The sequence below is a fragment of the Sphingomonas sp. M1-B02 genome (assembly GCF_026167525.1).
Lineage (GTDB): Bacteria > Pseudomonadota > Alphaproteobacteria > Sphingomonadales > Sphingomonadaceae > Sphingomonas.
The window spans coordinates 1,687,130-1,704,454 of sequence record NZ_CP110679.1; the positions used below are offsets into that span (position 1 = coordinate 1,687,130).

General features: G+C 59.3%; 16 protein-coding genes. 7 read left to right on the forward strand and 9 right to left on the reverse strand.

Going from position 1 to position 17,325, the window contains the following annotated elements; genetic code table 11:
- Nucleotides 1-129: 129 nt before the first annotated feature.
- Nucleotides 130-660 (forward strand): hypothetical protein, encoded by a 531-nt coding sequence (locus OKW87_RS08080; RefSeq protein ID WP_265543758.1) that lies wholly within the window; start codon nucleotides 130-132, stop codon nucleotides 658-660.
- A 377-nt stretch (nucleotides 661-1,037) separates the two neighbouring features.
- On the opposite strand, the gene OKW87_RS08085 is transcribed toward OKW87_RS08080, so the two are convergent.
- The 3 genes from OKW87_RS08085 to OKW87_RS08095 form a co-directional block, all read right to left on the reverse strand.
- On the reverse strand, nucleotides 1,038-2,027 hold the full coding sequence (locus tag OKW87_RS08085) for an OmpA family protein (protein ID WP_265543760.1): 990 nt from the start codon (nucleotides 2,025-2,027) through the stop codon (nucleotides 1,038-1,040).
- A gap of 26 nt (nucleotides 2,028-2,053) precedes the next feature.
- Complete coding sequence (locus OKW87_RS08090) at nucleotides 2,054-2,743, reverse strand: hypothetical protein (RefSeq protein WP_265543763.1); 690 nt, start codon at nucleotides 2,741-2,743, stop codon at nucleotides 2,054-2,056.
- Nucleotides 2,744-3,548: 805 nt separating this feature from the next.
- Nucleotides 3,549-3,722, reverse strand: coding sequence for a hypothetical protein (locus OKW87_RS08095; protein WP_265543765.1), 174 nt, complete (start codon nucleotides 3,720-3,722; stop codon nucleotides 3,549-3,551).
- A 141-nt stretch (nucleotides 3,723-3,863) separates the two neighbouring features.
- Between OKW87_RS08095 and OKW87_RS08100 the strand changes: the two genes are divergently transcribed.
- Nucleotides 3,864-4,199, forward strand: coding sequence for a hypothetical protein (locus OKW87_RS08100; RefSeq protein ID WP_265543767.1), 336 nt, complete (start codon nucleotides 3,864-3,866; stop codon nucleotides 4,197-4,199).
- 525 nt (nucleotides 4,200-4,724) lie between these two features.
- Here the strand turns inward: OKW87_RS08100 and OKW87_RS08105 are convergent.
- The 3 genes from OKW87_RS08105 to OKW87_RS08115 form a co-directional block, all read right to left on the reverse strand.
- Nucleotides 4,725-4,913: a DUF6771 family protein gene (locus OKW87_RS08105; RefSeq protein WP_265543769.1), complete on the reverse strand. Its 189-nt coding sequence runs from the start codon at nucleotides 4,911-4,913 to the stop codon at nucleotides 4,725-4,727.
- Between the two features lie 56 nt (nucleotides 4,914-4,969).
- Nucleotides 4,970-5,431 (reverse strand): MucR family transcriptional regulator, encoded by a 462-nt coding sequence (locus OKW87_RS08110; protein ID WP_265543770.1) that lies wholly within the window; start codon nucleotides 5,429-5,431, stop codon nucleotides 4,970-4,972.
- A 258-nt stretch (nucleotides 5,432-5,689) separates the two neighbouring features.
- The gene (locus OKW87_RS08115; protein WP_265543772.1) at nucleotides 5,690-6,040 is read right to left on the reverse strand and encodes a response regulator; all 351 of its coding nucleotides are present in this window, start codon (nucleotides 6,038-6,040) and stop codon (nucleotides 5,690-5,692) included.
- A 487-nt stretch (nucleotides 6,041-6,527) separates the two neighbouring features.
- On the opposite strand from OKW87_RS08115, the gene OKW87_RS08120 reads away from it, so the two are divergent.
- On the forward strand, nucleotides 6,528-7,250 hold the full coding sequence (locus OKW87_RS08120) for a Crp/Fnr family transcriptional regulator (RefSeq protein ID WP_265543728.1): 723 nt from the start codon (nucleotides 6,528-6,530) through the stop codon (nucleotides 7,248-7,250).
- 1,115 nt (nucleotides 7,251-8,365) lie between these two features.
- Here OKW87_RS08120 and OKW87_RS08125 read toward each other — a convergent pair.
- From OKW87_RS08125 to OKW87_RS08135, 3 genes are all read right to left on the reverse strand, one after another.
- Nucleotides 8,366-8,995: a PEPxxWA-CTERM sorting domain-containing protein gene (locus OKW87_RS08125; protein ID WP_265543774.1), complete on the reverse strand. Its 630-nt coding sequence runs from the start codon at nucleotides 8,993-8,995 to the stop codon at nucleotides 8,366-8,368.
- 1,283 nt (nucleotides 8,996-10,278) lie between these two features.
- Complete coding sequence (locus tag OKW87_RS08130; protein WP_265543776.1) at nucleotides 10,279-10,857, reverse strand: PEPxxWA-CTERM sorting domain-containing protein; 579 nt, start codon at nucleotides 10,855-10,857, stop codon at nucleotides 10,279-10,281.
- Nucleotides 10,858-11,027: 170 nt separating this feature from the next.
- Nucleotides 11,028-12,011, reverse strand: coding sequence for an AraC family transcriptional regulator (locus OKW87_RS08135; RefSeq protein WP_265543778.1), 984 nt, complete (start codon nucleotides 12,009-12,011; stop codon nucleotides 11,028-11,030).
- 491 nt (nucleotides 12,012-12,502) lie between these two features.
- Between OKW87_RS08135 and OKW87_RS08140 the strand changes: the two genes are divergently transcribed.
- The 4 genes from OKW87_RS08140 to OKW87_RS08155 all read left to right on the forward strand — a co-directional run bounded on the left by OKW87_RS08140 (nucleotide 12,503) and on the right by OKW87_RS08155 (nucleotide 16,850).
- Nucleotides 12,503-13,000: a hypothetical protein gene (locus OKW87_RS08140; protein ID WP_265543781.1), complete on the forward strand. Its 498-nt coding sequence runs from the start codon at nucleotides 12,503-12,505 to the stop codon at nucleotides 12,998-13,000.
- A 107-nt stretch (nucleotides 13,001-13,107) separates the two neighbouring features.
- A complete protein-coding gene (locus OKW87_RS08145) occupies nucleotides 13,108-14,004 on the forward strand; it encodes a nucleotidyltransferase domain-containing protein (protein ID WP_265543783.1) in 897 nt (298 codons plus the stop codon).
- 510 nt (nucleotides 14,005-14,514) lie between these two features.
- A complete protein-coding gene (locus tag OKW87_RS08150; RefSeq protein ID WP_265543784.1) occupies nucleotides 14,515-15,261 on the forward strand; it encodes a TonB-dependent receptor plug domain-containing protein in 747 nt (248 codons plus the stop codon).
- A gap of 14 nt (nucleotides 15,262-15,275) precedes the next feature.
- A complete protein-coding gene (locus tag OKW87_RS08155; RefSeq protein ID WP_265543786.1) occupies nucleotides 15,276-16,850 on the forward strand; it encodes an alkaline phosphatase D family protein in 1,575 nt (524 codons plus the stop codon).
- Nucleotides 16,851-17,325 lie beyond the last annotated feature (475 nt).

The window sequence follows — 17,325 nt, forward strand, 5'->3', positions numbered from 1 at the left end:
ACGGCGATCGCGAAGGGCGATCTGAATGGCCGAATGTGGGCCTCGCGTTTCGCGAGGCTGCCTGGCGGCCTCTAACCCAATTGCGGATATCGGTTCCCCGCGGCACATTGATCCCGACCCGGAGGTTCCATGCGGCTACTGATAGCTTTGGCAATCGTCATCCAATTGTGTGGCCCGGCATCTGCCCAGACAGTTTTAGCGAAATCGCGCACGACACAAAAAGTGATCAACGCAGAGGAAGTCTTCGCTCAGCTGGTTCGGATGGTGGGTGTCTGGCGACCAGCAGACAATCCTGACAGTTCACTTCGCATCCACTTCTATTTGACCGCTGGTGACACTGTGCTGGTCGAGAGTTGGGAGGTACGGGGAGAGCCGCATTCTCTGACTCTATACCATCGCGATGGTAAAGCCTTGCTCGCGACCCATTACTGCCCTCAGGGCAATCAGCCACGGCTCAAGCTGGTGGGCCATGGCACCGGAGGACTGCACTTCACCCTCCATGATGTCACAGACCTTGATCCCACCTCGGAGACCCACCAACACGATCTCTGGTTCGATCTTTCAGAGCCTGGATACCCGATCCGCAGCGAAACCTATGCGAGCAAAGAGGGCGTTGGCGCGGTCGAGCGGCTGCGGCTTGTTTCTGCCGGCAAGAAATAGCGCTCGCTGACCTGCTCGAGGAATGTCTGCCCCCACCCACTTGACGACGTGGAGGCTGCTGCAACCGCTCGCAAAAGCGGTCATCGCGTCGATATGGACAAGCGTCCGGAGTTGAGTAGCGGCAAGGCAACTTGGAACGACCGCAAATGGGACTACCCGCAAGCCTCCCCGAAGAGACGGCTGGTGTCGTGGAAGGTTTGACCACGGGAATGAGCTTTATCGGTTCCCCTGATGCTATCATTAGCAAGACCCGAACACGCCGGACAATGTCGCCATTCAGGCGCGACGATTGCTTTGAGAAAGAAGGACATATTTCCCTGAAGCAGCTGCATTTCGCTCCTTCTTGACGTTGAAAAAATACTTTCAATTACTGGTGATCAAGGCGTCGCCTTCGGCAGAATCACCTCGACGCGGCGATTGCGCTGCCGTCCGCTTTCATCGTCCGACCCATCCGCACTTGCGTTCGGCGCGACCGGACGCAATTCGCCGAGTCCGATGGTGTCAAGCCGGCCGGCATCGACACCCCGTTCGATCAGATACGCCTTCACCGCCTCGGCGCGCTGCTCGGACAGCCGCTTGTTGTATGCGTCGTCGCCGCGGGCATCGGTGTGCCCTTCGATTTTGATCGCGCCGGCGGCGCCCGCGGCGATCAACTGCGCGAGTTGGGCTAGCGTAGTGCTGGCTTCCTGGCGAATAGTCGCTTTGTCGAAATCGAACGTGACGTCGCCCGGCAGTGACACCACCGTGCCGCGGTCGGTGTCGACAGCACCCAGATCCGAGCGCAGCTTCTCGATCGCCCTGAGCGTGCTGGTCGATTGCCCACTTTGCCCGAACGTCGATCCGCCGCCTGTCGACCGCCCAAATTTCGATGCTGGCACCGGCCGCATATTTGAGAGTGCCGATACCTCCGGGACCGAGCCGCTCCCCGCCGCATCGAGCGGCAATAACACCTCCAAGCGGGGTGTGAGCGTATATTCGCCGTCGGCGGTGTCGTGCGAATTCAGGATCAGCGTGGCTTGCCCCGACCTCGGCAACTCGCCGGCAAAGACCAATTGTCCGTCCATCATCTTTCCCGGCGGTACCGCCAGCCCGGGATTGGTGGCCGACTTGACCAGCATCAGCTTCTCGCCGGAGTCAGTGACGATGTAGCTGTGATCCGTGCCCGCATTGAATTTCATTTCGCGGTCGCGGCCGTTTAGGATGCGGACTGCGACGACAATGCGATCGCCGGACGATCGTAGCGACTGAACCTGCAAAACCGCGGAACTGCGATGTGTCGTCTGTGCCTCAATCGCCTCGCCCTCACTGCCACCGATCGATTCCAGCGTGTCGCACCCCGACAGTATAAGAGCGGCGATCCCGGTCATCGTCGCCGTTATCCAACATGCTCGGGTCATTTCGCGCCGTCCGACAGTGGCAGGTCGATGCGAAAGCCTGGTGTCGTGCTATACTGCGCGTCGCCGGAACTCTGTTCGTTCAGCACCAACACGCCACTGCGTACCGGCGGCAACCGGCCAAGGAAGATCAGCTCGCCTTCGAACGTTTGCCCGGCGGGTATCGTCAGTCTTGCGTTGCTGACCGGGGGCGAGAGGTACAGCCGCTCGCCACTCTCCAAAAGGAGAAAGCCGTTCCGATTGTTTGGAAAGCGGTTGAGGTCGACCTCTTGCGTCCGCCCGTTGATGACGCGGATGCCAACGGCGGTGTCCGTCACTCGCGACTGCAGCGACGTGACCTGCAGGACCACCCCGTTGGGATGCGCCACCTGAATGTCGAGTGACTTGGAGGCACCCCCGTTCCAGGTTGACGCTGTGGGCGCCGCGGCGGCTGGGGCCGATGTATTACCAATGGCATTGGTATTCTCCGCACCCGCCGCCAGCTCTCCGCCCGTCTCTCCGCACGATGTCAGTGCGATGGCAGACACTGTGGCTACCACGTATTTCGCTATGGTCATATTGAACGACACTCCCTCACGCAACGAGCGGCTGGAGTCTATCGCGGTAAGGCATCTTGTAAACCGCAGGCAGGAAGGAGGAGATTGGCTTGCGATGCGCTGGGCATGAATAGCGTTCAAACCGATCGACATGAATTAATGGTCGAAGATGGCGACGCCGCCCGACGCTACGAATGTATGGTGCTGAGTCGTTTCCCACCTCTCGCTTTTGGAGCATCCAACCGCGCCAACGTTGGCGATTAGGCGGATTACGGCCCGGCCGCTTTCGGGCTGGGGCCGCACGTTTCCCGCCGCTCATTCAGCTTTAACGCAACGGCAACGTCGCGCCCTAGGTTCGGTCGTTCGGCGAGGCACCATTCCACCGGAAAGCGATGCCGGCGATCTTGAGCCTGACGTATGGGACCAGTGGCTTGATGGCGGCGCCGAGGAAGCCGAAGCGCTGGTGCGACCCCATGACGGGCCAACGGACGTGCAGATCACGATGCCGTGGCTTTCCGACGGTGGCGCGGTGGATATCGTTGACCCGGCTTGAGTCCGGTAAAGGAAACGGTGGTGGCCGAGAGAGCTTCTTGGCGGAAGACTTCTCCCGACCACCGTCCGGTTTGGCTCGAAAAGGGATTGCGAGCCTGGCAAAGCTATCACAGGTCCAAATTGGAACCTAGCTCAAGCGAGTCCCGGCGCGGGACGTGATATTGGGGGGGTGAATTAGCCGCTCGAAATGAATGCTGTCCGCGGCCGAGGCGACCGCTGCCCTCAAATCATCGCGGGAACGAACGAACTGACCCGCAGGAAAAACATCGCCTTCACCAAATCGTAAATATCTGCGGCGATTTCCGGTCTTCGCCCTAGCGAAGAGGGTAGCCGGGGCGCTGGTGCTCTCGTCAGGTTTCCTGCGTCTCGGCTAACTCAACGCGTCCGTGCGGTCTTCGAACGGCAATCAGCGTCGCGCTATCAGCGTCTTGAGCTGCTTGCGGATCGTCTGGCCGGCCAGATGCATCTCGACACCGCTGTGCCCTTCAATCGTAAGCGTTCGAATGATCTCTTGCACGTTCCGGCAGCTGCTGTTGCGCGCAAGATCGAGGGCGCGCTCGATTGTGTCCGTTCCGCTCATAGGGAAGGATTATACAGCGCTCTCTATCTTGAAAAGCCTGAGAGGGTAATCTTCTGCTCGTGTGGCAGCCTCTGGGGAGGGCCCACTCCGTCCCAAACTTGGCCATGGCCTAGGATCACGATCGTACGTTATGATGAGGCGATGAACCCCTCCGAAATCTACGTAGACTTGGCCGCATGGATCGGAGACGGCATCGGTGCGAATGACGCGATGCTCCACATCCACGCCGGAATGGCCGTCCTGCTTCTGGCAAGGGTCATTTCCGGACGTTCGCTGGCCTCGCCGGTGCCACTTGCCTTTGTGTACCTTGCTGAGATCGTCAACGAGATCATGGATTATTTCGGTCATGGCCAGGTGATGGACGACACGTTCAGCGACTTCGCAAATACCGTTTTCTGGCCGACCGCTTTGTTTGTTGCTCTGCAGCTCAGGTCGCGCGCGCCGGGACTGTTCCGGTTGGGCCGCGGGAAAGCTTGAGGGCGCTGACGGGGCGGCGGCGCGCTTCATGCCGCGACCTTGCGAATGGTTCCGCCGGCGCAGGGTCGAGACTGTCTCGCCATGTGAGAACCACGCGGGCGTCCGTGCAGCCCTCAGCCCGAGGGGTAGGTCGCTTTCTTAATTCGCTCGACGCCACTTCGATCGCGGCGCCCCTGGAGAGCGCGAGCGACGAGTTAATTGAGGCCTCGCGGTCCATGAGCGGTGACGAATTGCCGTGGCAGTCTCCGGTGTGATTTGGAAGCTCGCGGCCGAGATACAGTGCGTACCTAGGTCGGCATCTGGATGTCGGCGCGGTTGCCCCTTAATGGGGCGATAGTTGCTCGTCACGCTCGTAAACGCCGTTGGCGTTGCAGGTCACCATCAGCACGCTCTCGCCCTTCGCCGTGGTGGGCCCCTTCCGTGTCAAGTACCGACCTATTCGGGCAGGCGCGGCCCTCCACCAGCATATTGGCCTGTTGCTTCTGGTAGGCGCCTAGGGTCTGAAATCGAACATTCGCGCCCACATCAGAGCGACAAGGCTAGCTGGTTAGCGTCCGCCTCGTCTTGGCCCTCAAGCTTCTCAATCACCGATTGCGCAAGCTCGGTTGCCGCACGTTCTTGCAGGCGTGGGTCGCGAACGGTGAGCCCGATGCGTGCCCACGCTGGTGCGGCGAGGAGAGCGGCGGAGATAACCCCGGTGTCGAATCGATCCATACCCCATTCTAGAACATAAAGAGAACGAGGTGAATGACGGATTCGGGTAGAGCCAATTATTCCCGCGCGGCGGCAGCTTTGCCACGCTTTTGCCCGGGCTTCTTACCCAAGCCGATCTTCTTTGCCATTTCCCGGCGCTTCTCTGAGTAAGCCGGTGCCGTGGTTGGATAATCGGCCTTCAACCCATAACGTGCCCTATACTCGGATGCGGTAAGGCCATGCTTCGATAAATGCCGAGTGAGTGTCTTATACGGTTTGCCATCGATCAGACTGATAATGTGATCGCGCGATGCGAGAGACTTTCGAACCGAGACGGCTGGAGTGAATTCGTGTTGCTCAGTCCCTAAAGAGGCTGGTGCCGGGACAGGAGAGCCGAGCGCTGCGACGGCCTCGTGCATCTTGCGGAGGAAGACCGGGACATCATCGGTAGACGCCCGTGTGTTGGGGTTCGAGAGCCAAGCGATCGTAAGCTCGGTGGCTAGCTCAACGGGGTTAGTGCGCTCTTCTAAATCAGGCATTGGCTTTCCTTCTGCGACCGGCGTCGGTTTCTATAGCGTGTAAAGCTAAGGGCAATAGGCGAGGAAATGTCCGGTATTGTGTCGCTAGCGCCCATCTGCTGTCGGCGCGGCGATGGAAGCCACAATGGCTGCAATCGGGTGCAAAGCGGTCGGGCTGCTTTTGGACCAAAGGTTGTTAGCGATAGTTCGTTGCCAGCTTATGAGTCGGTTAGGCAGTCACGGCTAAGGGCCAGGTTCCTCGATGGTGTCACGTAATGACTACAAGTGGGCGAGACGTCTGAACGTATCCATTACGCACACGGGGTCGATTGGCTTTATCAGTATAACGCCAGGAGGCTCGCACGGCTCGCAAGCCTCTGGGCTTCCGGTAATGAAGATGACCGGGATTTTCCCTAGGTCCGACATTATGGTCTGGACTGCATGCGGCCCGGTTCCAGCGAACAGGTTGACGTCCGAAAGAATGATGTCGGGAAGCCGCTCATGCGCGGACAGGACTGCCTCATCCTCTGTGCAAGCGATTACGATCGACGTTCCGCCTGCTCGTTCTGCGAGGTATGAAAGATAGTCTGCGATCAGCCATTCATCTTCGATTATGAGCACGTGGCACATGATCAGAGTACCAAGCGTGGCGAGGTAGGGTCGGTCCCGCCATCGGTCCTGAGCGATGCGGCTATGGCCAGCAATAGTTCGTAGGATCGCCACAACGGCGCTCCCTGTCCATCTGCTGCCTCTGCCTGTTCGAACTGTACGCTGCCTGCTCGTTCCACAATCTCGACTGCGTCCGCATTGCTCAATAGCGACTTCTCGCAGAGTCCGTGAATAAGGCTTTCGACGAGCAGCAGAGCCGCCTTACCGTGAACTTCGTCCGAGAGAGATGATGCCGCAAGCGGTGTCGGATGGTTGTCGTTTATGGACATCGTAAGGCCTTTGAAAATAGGCGGGAGCACGCATTCGCTCCCAGCCGCCGACGCCTGAGGGAGCCTGTCAACGATGATCTCTCACTATACGATTCGACGGCTATCACCACAATGTACAACAATATTGGACAATAACATTCATCAATATGTCTGCAAGACATCATATGTTAGAGTGGCTTATGGCTAACTCGTTCGTCCAGAAGCTGAGTGGGTTGGCCAACTTGACGGAGGCCGATGCCGCGGCGCTCGAAGCCGCCACGGCCCGTCCTCGCCGGTACGTTGCTCGACAGGACCTTATCCGAGAAGGTGATGAGACCGGGCCCATGTTTGTGGTGCTGGAAGGGTGGGTGTGCCGCTATAAAATACTGCCAAGCGGCGCGCGCCAGATCATGGCATTCCTGATGCCAGGCGATGCTTGCGACCTGCACATCAAGTTGTTGGCCGAGATGGACCACAGCATCCAAGCCGTCACCACCGCAATGGTAGCTACGGTATCCCGATCGGAGATGGAGGCGTTAATGCGCGACCATCCGAATATCGCATCGGCGATGTATTTGGCCCAACTCGTGGACGAAGGCATCATGCGGGCCTGGATCGTCAGTATGGGAAGGCGCAGTTCCACCGAACGCCTGGCTCATCTAATCTGTGAACTTTACCTGCGGGCGCGCAACATCGGACTGGCTGGCGATGGTGAGTTTGCCTTGCCGCTCTCTCAGGTCGTCCTTGCAGACGCACTAGGCATGACTGCGGTCCACATCAACCGGGTGCTGAAGGAACTGCGGTTGGCGGGCGCAATGGCAATCAAGCGTGGCAGCGTCATCATTCTGAACCCGGTCAAGCTGGTCCAGATCGCCGGTTTCGACGAGAATTATCTCCACCGGCGTTTGCGTCACACGGGCTGATAGCCTGTCTCTCTGGTATCGTCCCTCGGGCCGAAGTCAGCCACCAACAAATCGTATCGAGCAGCGAATTCGGCATGGATCGCAGCAATCTGGGGATCCATGGATTGCGACGCATTCAAAGCGCATTCTCCTTAAATGCCCCCGCTAGGGCCAGTAGCATGTTGACATTCATGTCAGTTAGGAAGATGAACCGCGAGCGCCAACCGAAGGCTAGATCTTTCGGTTGCTCCGAAGATTCATTTCTTACGGTATGCGGACCCGCTAGGCGGCGTCAGCCTTGGCTTTTAGGCCAGCGAGAAGCCCCAGCCTCCCTATGAGTAATCACGGCGAAGGTGGGGCCTCTTGCTGGCTGCAACATTCACGTCTCAAATTGGGTCGTTACCAGTCCCGGCCGCTTGCAGTCGACGCTTTCTCGCTCGCACCGATGGCCAAAATTGGGTGGCAAGCCGACATCGCAGTTGCCCTGAATCTTGGTGAACGCCTTTCTTACAAACCCGGTGCCCGGCGATTGCCGATCCTATCCACCTTTGGGTGAGGGAGCGACTAAGGCCGACAGCGCCCGGTATGCTAGGACCTTCGCGCTCTCGCGCCACTGTAGTCCGCAACCGTCTATCGGTTGGGTGGAGCAGATCGGACATGTATGGGACAGGTTCTAGAGGACCCCGAACACACGAGACATCCCAGCACCATCGCTGCCAAGCCCGCCGCAATCACCAAGGTCTACGCTGCGCCATCGGCATTCCTCCCACGCTTGCGCTTCACGGGCTCCCCCCGCTCGCTTGAAGCGCTCGGGATTGTCGCTCTTAATGTTCGCAAATCGTGTATTTGACGGAATGTGCCCGACAACGCGAATGTCCTCAACTGGGTCGTAAGTCGACCAGCGCCTTTGCTCGAAGCTGCACATCCAAATGCGTTCAATCGACGTCATTAAGGTCACGGCGAACGAAAACGGGACACTCAATTCGTTCGGTAGCGTTCGCCAAGCGGCCGGACGGGCGGGCAATTATGAAGGTTAGTACGGCAATCGACTTTATCGCGTCGGCCAAACGCAAACCCCCGGGTACATAAAGGCCGCCGGGTTGCCCCGGCGGCTTTTCATACTTTAACGCTGAACCCTAAGCGGTCGCTTTAGCCCGTGCCTTGCGAGTGAACCGCTCGCCCGGCTTGCCCATTCCGCGCCGCATTGCCGAGCCGATCACGCCGAAACCAAGCAGCATCATTGCCCAGGTTGCAGGCTCAGGAACGGCTGCAACTGCGACGTCGCCGTGAACCTTGAAGCCAGACACGAAACCACTCGCATACTGGATGTTATCGCCGTTGAGTTGGTACGCCTTCGCTGGAATCGAGCTATCGCGAAATATATCCTGACCAATATTAGCAGCCGTCCCGGACATACCAATAAAGTAAGTGCCGGCTCCTAAAAAGATATTAGAGAAGTCAGCTTGGAGAAAACCCCCGCTTGTCGAATTTATGGTGCTAGCGAACGAGAACAGATTCATGATCGCCGGGGCCCCGGACACGCTATTACGGATTTTAATTGTAACGTTCTGCCCTACCTGAATTCCCGTGAGCGACGAAAGCAGATCGAACCCATTCAGATTTGTAGCCGCCCCTAACGAGAACTGATTCAGGAAGTTCTGTCCATCGGATCGATTGATGGCCGTCCCCGCGAAAGATTCAGTGGGCTCCTGTGTGAATACGATTGCCGCGCTTGCTGGGGTGGCTGAAAAGATCCCCAAGAACATCGCAGCTGCTAGGGCTTTTGGAAACGGCATATCATGGTCCCTTCAAACTTCGCACGATGCGAGTCGGAACGAATGATTAACCGTTATATATCAGAAGTATATGACGTTATCGAACTCTATGGGCTGACGCAAACGACCGGACTGCCGTTTGTGGGCTCAGGACTAAACAGCCGGCAAGAGCCGCTCGGCGCCGTCCGATTGGGTAAGGCCTGTCGGGCCCTCGCATTGCGTTACTTTACGGTAGCGGACGTCCCAAAGTGGGACAAGCCTACTTTCGCAATCCGACGGTGTCACGCCGGTCGCGAGAATCGCGGCAGGGTAGCCACGCTCTAGTTTCACGCCGGCCGCGCCGACGTTTGGCGGCAGGTTAAGCGCATTGCGACACAATCCACATGCGAGAACCCCATGCCGCCATTCGCGCCATGGCTGCGCACCATATTCGGGTGGCCGAAGCCTTCTGGCTGAGGGCTGTACTGGAGGCACCGATATTAATGGCAATGGATGATGACGTGGGCATGCGGAGGGCACCTTCGCAGATTGCCCGCATTCCAAAGAATTCCATTGCAAACTCAGGGCTCTATCGACAAATTCTGCGATTGAGCAGACCTTTCTTCCGCGCTAGCCGAGGATTATCTCCTTCGGCTGAGCCGAGGATCACTCTTCCGGTATGCGGACCTGCCTTGGCGGCGTCAGCTTCGCTCCATTGAGGCCAGCGAGAAACCCCAGCCTCCTTATGAGTTATCACGAAGAAAGTGGGGCCTCTTGCGTTCGTATTCCCCACGGTATCGCGCATCACCGTCGAATGGACATAAATATCGCTATGTTATAATGATTTAGCGGATCTATTTTCTAACGCGGTGGTTCAAGCACTCGCTGCAACAAGCGATCTGAGGTTGATCCATGCCCGACGGCTTCTATGCAATCATCATTTTGGTGGCGATCCTGCTAGTGATCGGCCTCATTGCAGCGTCCGGTATGCGCGCTCGACGGGCGGCACACAGGGCCGAGCGCCCAAAGTCCGTCAGCAAATCGTCCAGTGAGCGTTAGGCGCTCATTTTCTGCCGGTTGAGATCGATAGGTTCTCGTGAGGCGGCGCTCCTCGACGGTAGCCTGTCAGCGAAAAGCAGTGCCGGGGCATTGGATAGCTACGGTGCAACGTAGGATCTGCGCGAACCAACGCGACCGCTAGCTCAATCGCCCGTTGGTCGTATTTGTTCGGCTAGGGCTGGATGCGCTAGTTTCCCTGCAGGTTCAGCGGACGCGCAGCTTCCCGCCCACATGTATCAACAGAAACCGCCTGCGGGCGGTCCATAAGTGATCGTCGCCGGACGACGTCGATAACGCAAGGTCGCACCGATGATGCCGAAACCTAGGAGCAACATGGCCCAGGTCTCCGGCTCCGGTACTGCACTGGCCATCTTTTGAATAGCGAAAGAGTTTATGATGCCGTTATCGGAGCCAACCTCCCACATGTAAGAGTTCGTTGTCGACTTATAATAAAATATATTGCCGGTTAGCTTAGATGAGCCAGACGTCATTGAGAAGCTTGTCCCGGGAATATCAAATACTTGACCGGTACGGTCTGCAAATATCTTGTTGCTCGCCCCGTCGTCAAGAATAGGTCCACTAAAAATGTAGGTCTTCGTCTTGTAGATCCCGCTTCCCGTTATTCCAATGATCGCATAGCTTCCGTCGGCGGCTGCTATGTCCGTTGTTGTCAGCGTCATTGAGCCGGAGAACGGGCCGGCGCTAATAAATTTGGGACTGTTGAAGTTCACAAGAAACGTCGCTGCAGCGGCGGGCATCGCCATGCAAATCGCCACGAAAGCTCCGACGCACAAAACGGCTTTCTTCATCTTCATTTTCCCTCTCCTTTGCCACGTTGCGCCGATCTAAACTGTGACGATCGAATTCCTTCTATTTGGCGAAGTTTTTTTGGCGGAAGCGCGGAAGTTGTTCAGGTGCGGAGGTTTAGCTCGTAGGTCAGTACGGCGCTATCCGCATGGCGTTTCTAATTACGGTGCGTGATGTCTCAGCGTTGATCGTTCTCTACCCAAGAACGAAAACGCTTTTCAGCCGCACCGGCGGGCGGTGCTTTCGCATGATCGGACCGGCGCGCGGCGCCTGGGGTAATGCCGAACCGACGTCGATAAGCGCGGCCTAGTTCTGACACGTCGCGAAATGCGGTGGCGGCTGCGACTTCTCCGGCCGAGCGAGAAGCGGTCGGGTCGGTTAGCAATCGCCGCGCACGCAGCAGCCGCTGTTCCAGCACATAGGCCATGACGCCTCCCCTGCCTTTCCCCTCGTCGTCGAAGGCCCGGTACAGGCTGGCCCGCGACACCGCGAGGCCGGCGCATAGGTCGTCGACCGACAAAGGACGGTGCATTTCTGCAGCCACGTAGCGCCGTATTTTGTCACGCAAGGGTCGCCGCGCGTCGATCGCAGCCGCCGCCGCATGAGCCGGCAGCGAAGCGGCCAACAGGTCACGCAACAGTCGCGGCACCGAAGCTGAGGCCTCAAGTTCGGCTCCGTCTAGAGCGTCGGGCAGCGTACGCAGGAAGGAGCTCAACAGCGCACCTAGCCCATCGCGCAGAACCATGCCGTGAACGTCTAACCCTGGTGCCACCTCATCCAGGAAGGCACGCGGCATCGTCACGGTTACGCATTTCATCCGCGTCGCGATGCTTTCGAATGTGAGTGCCGCGTCCTGCACCGCAACGTCGCCCGGCACCGCCCGAAAGGGAACTCCCTCTGCTTGCCCTCGCATCCGACCGGCTAACAGCAACTGGAAGGTCAGGCTATCAAGCCCGTCTCGTACCGCGGTCTCGCACGTTCGGCGACACCGCGCCGGGCCAATCGAAGAAAGTGTTACAACGATCGGTGGTAGAAACCAGGCGCGCACCTTAGCCTCAAAGCCTTGCTCCGGTCGGGACGTGGTCGCCGTGTACGCTGGCAGTGCGGAGGCCCAAGCGGCGAACTGCTCACTACGTGGGAGTCCCGAGACGTCGAACTCCATGTAGTTTGGTTCAATCGACATTGTGATCCCAACGCATCTTCCACACCATCTGCCTAAGGGTCCGGGTGGCCCAGTCGCGGGCGGCGCTGCAGACGCGTCCCCCTTATTCGTCATCGCGCAATACCCGTTATCCCGTTATCCCGTTATCCCGTTGCTGTCCTGTTGCTGTGATCACCACGATTTAGGCACGCCTCACTCCACTTGATTAATTAGGTGTCACATCGTCCTGCAAGCACCTTGGTTCACTCCATTTATATTTGGAAGTACGACTGGTGACGCGTTGATTATGCGCGACGCTTTCCACGCATGTTCTCGACGCGGTGATTTCCATGGACGCCGATAGTGGTAGCTCTGCGCAATCTGTGCGCTTCCGCTGGTAGGTCAGGTTCTGCGCGGCCCGAAAAAGCTGTTGCGGGACGACAAGGCTTCAATTGGGAACTTCGAAGAGGGAGCATGTCTCCCGTGTGGGGAGGGAAAAAGGACTAGAAGCAATGACCACCGACAATACGATCCTGTGCACCCATGTCGCCGCCGCCGTCCAGATGCTTCTGGGCAAGAACGTCAGGATGGAGCCCGGCGTCGCTGTTACCGGGGGTGATTCACTCGCCGCCGAGGGCAAGACGGGCCTGATCCGCGCCGCGGTCGCCTTCGATACCGACGTCATCCACCTCGCTTTCGAGACGATGCGCGACGGCCTCGTGCTCGCCGGGATCGAGGTGTTCGTCCCGCGTGATGGTGCCTGCTACAGTTACAGCGCTTGCCGCCTGTGGCTCGCGGAAGGATCCGCCCGTGCGGTGATCCTTCCCCGCGACGGCGTGCGCGGGCACTTCGCGCTGCATCCGGGCGAGCTCATCCATGTCGATGGCAAGCCCAAGGGGCTCGTGGCCGAAGGATTTCGCCGCGCCGATCAGCGGCTGCGGGCGCTCGTGCGTACGCAGCCTGGATTTGGTAACGGGCTCGATATCGACGACGTCCCGCAGGCTGCATGACGGCGGTTCTGCCCGGCTGCCCTATGACGGGACGGCTGGGCGCCGCGTACCACCGGGCGCATTAAAACGGTGCGCCGATCCCCCTGCCCCGCTAGAACCTCGCACCGATGCGCACCGACCTCGATCATCTGCCCGCCGCCAAGCGTCACGAACTCGCGGCGATCGTGCGCATCCTTTTCGCCGAGTTTGAGGACGCGCTTGCGGGCCGCAACGCTCCTCACCGCAAGGCGGGGCGGATTCTCAAGATCATCCTGTTTGGCTCCTACGCCCGCGGCGACTGGGTAGCCGACCCCGTCGGCGGCTATTATTCGGACTATGATCTGCTGGTCGTGGTCAACCACGACGAACTCGCCGACGTCACCGAATATTGGGCACAGGCCGACGACCATCTGCTGCGCGAGCAGACCGTGACTGGCAAACTGCGCACGCCGGTCAATTTCATCGTCCACAGCCTTTCCGACGTGAACGCCCAGCTGAAGCGCGGACGGCCGTTTTTCGTCGATATCGTCCGGGATGGCATCGCGCTCTATGAGGCGCCAGACCACCCATTTGAGCAGGCGAAGCCGCTGTCGCCAGAGGCTGCGCTGGCTGAAGCACGGGGCTATTTTGACGAGTGGCTCCCCACCGCGAACAACTATTTGGCCTTGGGACAGCAAGCTCGAGATCAAAGCATGAGGAAAGAGGCCGTGTTTCTCCTTCATCAGGCGGCTGAGCGATACTACCACTGCACCTCGCTAGTGGTCACGCTTTACAGTCCGAAGAGCCACAAGCTCAATTTCCTACGGTCTCAAGCCGAGCGGCTAGTGCCCAAGCTGATAGAAGCGTGGCCCCGCGACACGCGGTTCTCACAACGGAGCTTCGAGCTACTTCGCCGAGCGTATGTTGATGCGCGATATTCACCCCACTATCGCGTCGCCGACGAGGAACTCGCTTGGTTAACCGAACGGGTCAGCATTCTGTCTGAGCTGGTACGTCTAACATGCGAAGCGCGGCTTTCACGCTAGCTCACCCGGAATGCCCGTCGGCTGTAAGATGTCATTTGCGCCGCCTTGCGTAGTGACCAACGCTTTGCGCCCAGTTCCCGCCGTTCCCTTGGGTTGAGCTAGTGTCTAACAGCGGACGCTCTTCCGTTTGAGCAGGCAAATTGGGCAACGGCACTTTCTGCGTTCCGGCAACGTCCATTGCCGAACGTCGAGCTTAAGCAATCAGGCAGCGCCGTAGATCCCTGCGGTCGCCGAAGTATGGGCACGGCGCCACAACCAAGAATAACCTCGGCTTCATTGTCACATCTCCGCAACTCAAGAGTCCCCGAACCGTAGCGCGCTTGCCACGGGCATGTTGCAGTGCAGCGTTAGATGCAACGGCGACGTATAAGTCACGGGAATAATCAAGAAAATGGTCGCTACATATTCGGGCCGCACCGACACTCTCAGCTCATTCACTCTCGTCACCTCCGCTGCGCAATTCGCTCAGGCACAGGTCGCGGAGCCGCCGACCGAGGATCGGATACCGTCGTGACCGGTTCGGTGTTCCAAAACCGCAAGGATATGGAGTCGCGGCGCGAGTTGCTCGTTGTGGTCGATACTCAATCGCAGGACGACATCGGGTCACTGCCCGATCGCACGCTTGCCGACTCGTTGTGTCGCATCATGGGGGTGAGCACGCTTAACAACGACAATATCGGCCAGTTCGTGTCAGTGCGCGGCGTCAATCCCGATCTAATTCCGGTGACGCTCGACGGCATCACGCTGGCAACGATCGGCGATACCGGCGGCGGTCGCCGCCAGGTCAGTCTCCAGGTTGTCCCGGCGCGCGCCGTGCAGCAGATCCAGGCCTATAAGAGCTTCACCTCCGATCTCAAATCGGGTGCGATGGGCGGGCTGATCAATCTCATCCCGGCGAGTGCGTTCGACTATTCGGGCCAGCGTCTGGTGGTCGACGTCTCAACCAATTATTCGAGCCACGGACTGGTCGACGTACAATGTCGAGGATCGCGGCGAGCTGCGTGTCGCGGTCAACAAGCAGAGCAAATATATCGACACGCTGGGCGACTCGCCCTGGCTCGATGTCGGCGACGGCGCCAACACCACGGTCGACCTGACCGCCCGCTACGACATCTCCAGCCACTGGGCGCACGCTTCGAAGCGCGCAATCTGCTCAATGCCAATCGCGAACTCCTTGTCGGACTGAACCTCGCTTATCGCCGCGCCGATATCGAGTATGGCAGCCTGTTCTTCCTTCACCTTACCTACAGCAACTGACCTGGAGAATAACCTTGCAAACCCATCAAATCGGTCGCCGGGCGTTGCTCGGCGGCGCCGGACTCCTCACCCTCGGCACGCTGGTTCCGACCACGCGGCTGTGGGCGCACCCGGCCTTCGCCAGCGATCCATTCGCGCTGGGCGTCGCCGCGGGCGATCCGCTTCCCGATGGCTTCGTGATCTGGACGCGGCTTGCGCCCAAGCCGCTCGAGGAACATGGCGGCATGCCGATGGCAGCGGTCGCCGTCGCCTGGGAAGTCGCCGAAGACAGCGGCTTCAAGACGATCGCCCGCTCGGGCGACGCCATCGCTCCACCCGAACTCGCGCATTCGGTGCATGTCGAAGTCACCGGGCTGCGCCCGGGGCGTCGCTATTGGTACCGATTCCGCACCGGCGTCGATAATGTCAGCAATGTCGGCACGGCGATGACCGCGCCGGCCGCCGGTGCGTTGCCGTCGCGGCTCAAAATCGGCGTCGCCGGGTGCCAGCATTATGAGGCCGGCTTCTTCACCGCCTATCGCCACCTGAGCCAAGAGCCCGATCTCGACCTAATCTATCATTATGGCGACTATATCTATGAGGGCAAACGCCGGAGAGTAGGCGGCGATGCGCCGATCGTGCGCGAACATGCCGGCGACGAGATCTACAGCCTCGACGATTATCGCCGCCGCTATGCCCAGTATAAATCCGATCCCGACCTGATCGCGGCCCATGCCGCCGCGGCCTTCGCATCGTCGTTCGACGATCATGAGATCGACAATAATTGGGCGGCGAACACCGATCAGGATGGAACCGCGCCCGCGCTTTTCGAACTGCGCCGCGCGGTGGCGATGCAGGCTTGGTATGAGCATATGCCGGTGCGCGCCGCGCAATTCCCGCGCGCGGGCGCGCTGCGGATGTTCCGCCGCTTGGACTATGGCAGTCTGCTGCGCATGCACGTGCTCGATACGCGTTCGTACCGCAATGAACAGCTGTGCGGCCCTGGGGGCGGCGGCGGCAAAAATTGCGTCGCTCAGGACGATCCCGCACGGTCGATCCTGGGCGCCGAGCAGGAGCGTTGGCTGACCAGCGGGCTCAACAGTCCGGCGCGGTGGAACCTACTGGCTCAGCAAGTCCTGATAATGCCGTTCGACCAGCGCGAGGACGGCGCCAGCGAGGCGGTGTATGGCAAAGATAGCTGGAACGGCTATCCCGACTGCCGCAAGCGGCTGGTCAAGGCGATCACCGATCGCAAGCTGACCAATGTCGTGATTGCCACCGGCGATGCGCATCAGCATTTTGTCGGCTCGGTTCCACGGGACGACCGTATGCCAGAGGGACCTGCAGCGGCCAGCGAGTTCCTGACGAGCTCGATCTCCAGCGGGGGCGACGGTAATGCACGGCGCCCGACCCAGAAGGATGTGTTGAAGCATAATCCCAACATGCTGTTGCTCAACAACCAGCGCGGCTATCAGCTATTCGACATTCATCTCGATCGTTGGGACACCCATGTGAAGGTTGTCGATGCTGTGCAGACCCGCGGCGCGCCGGTTCGCACGCTCGCGCGCTACGTTGTCGATCCCAAACAGCCTGGGCCTCAGCTTGCCTGAGCGCAAGGGCGCGATGCGATCTTCCGATTACCTCGCGCCCGCGGCAATCGCTTCCTTGATATTCGATGGGTTTGATGAATCGAGCGTGCACTGGAAGATTGTGGCGGCGTAGATATTGGCGTCGTATCGTTCGGCGGCTTTGCGCCCCAGTGGCATCATTGCCGTGCTGATTCGGGCGCTTATTATGCGGACGGTCCGCTCACAGGACAGCTGGCCCGCCCAAATGTCCGAGATTGGGTGGTTAGGCGACTATCTGCTCTGAGGCAGCGATCAGGAAAGCTGACAAGCCGTCGCGAGCACCACGACAACGAGCAACGGCGCTGCGAACCCTTGAGTATTGCCGGCACCGATCCGGTGAAGCGTTACCCGGCAATAGTGGCTGCGTTTTCGTGCGAGTGCGTCCTGCAGGCCGCAATCGTCGCCCAATGGTTCGTAAACGTGGACGCCACGATGCGCGGATGCGTATGTCCCACTT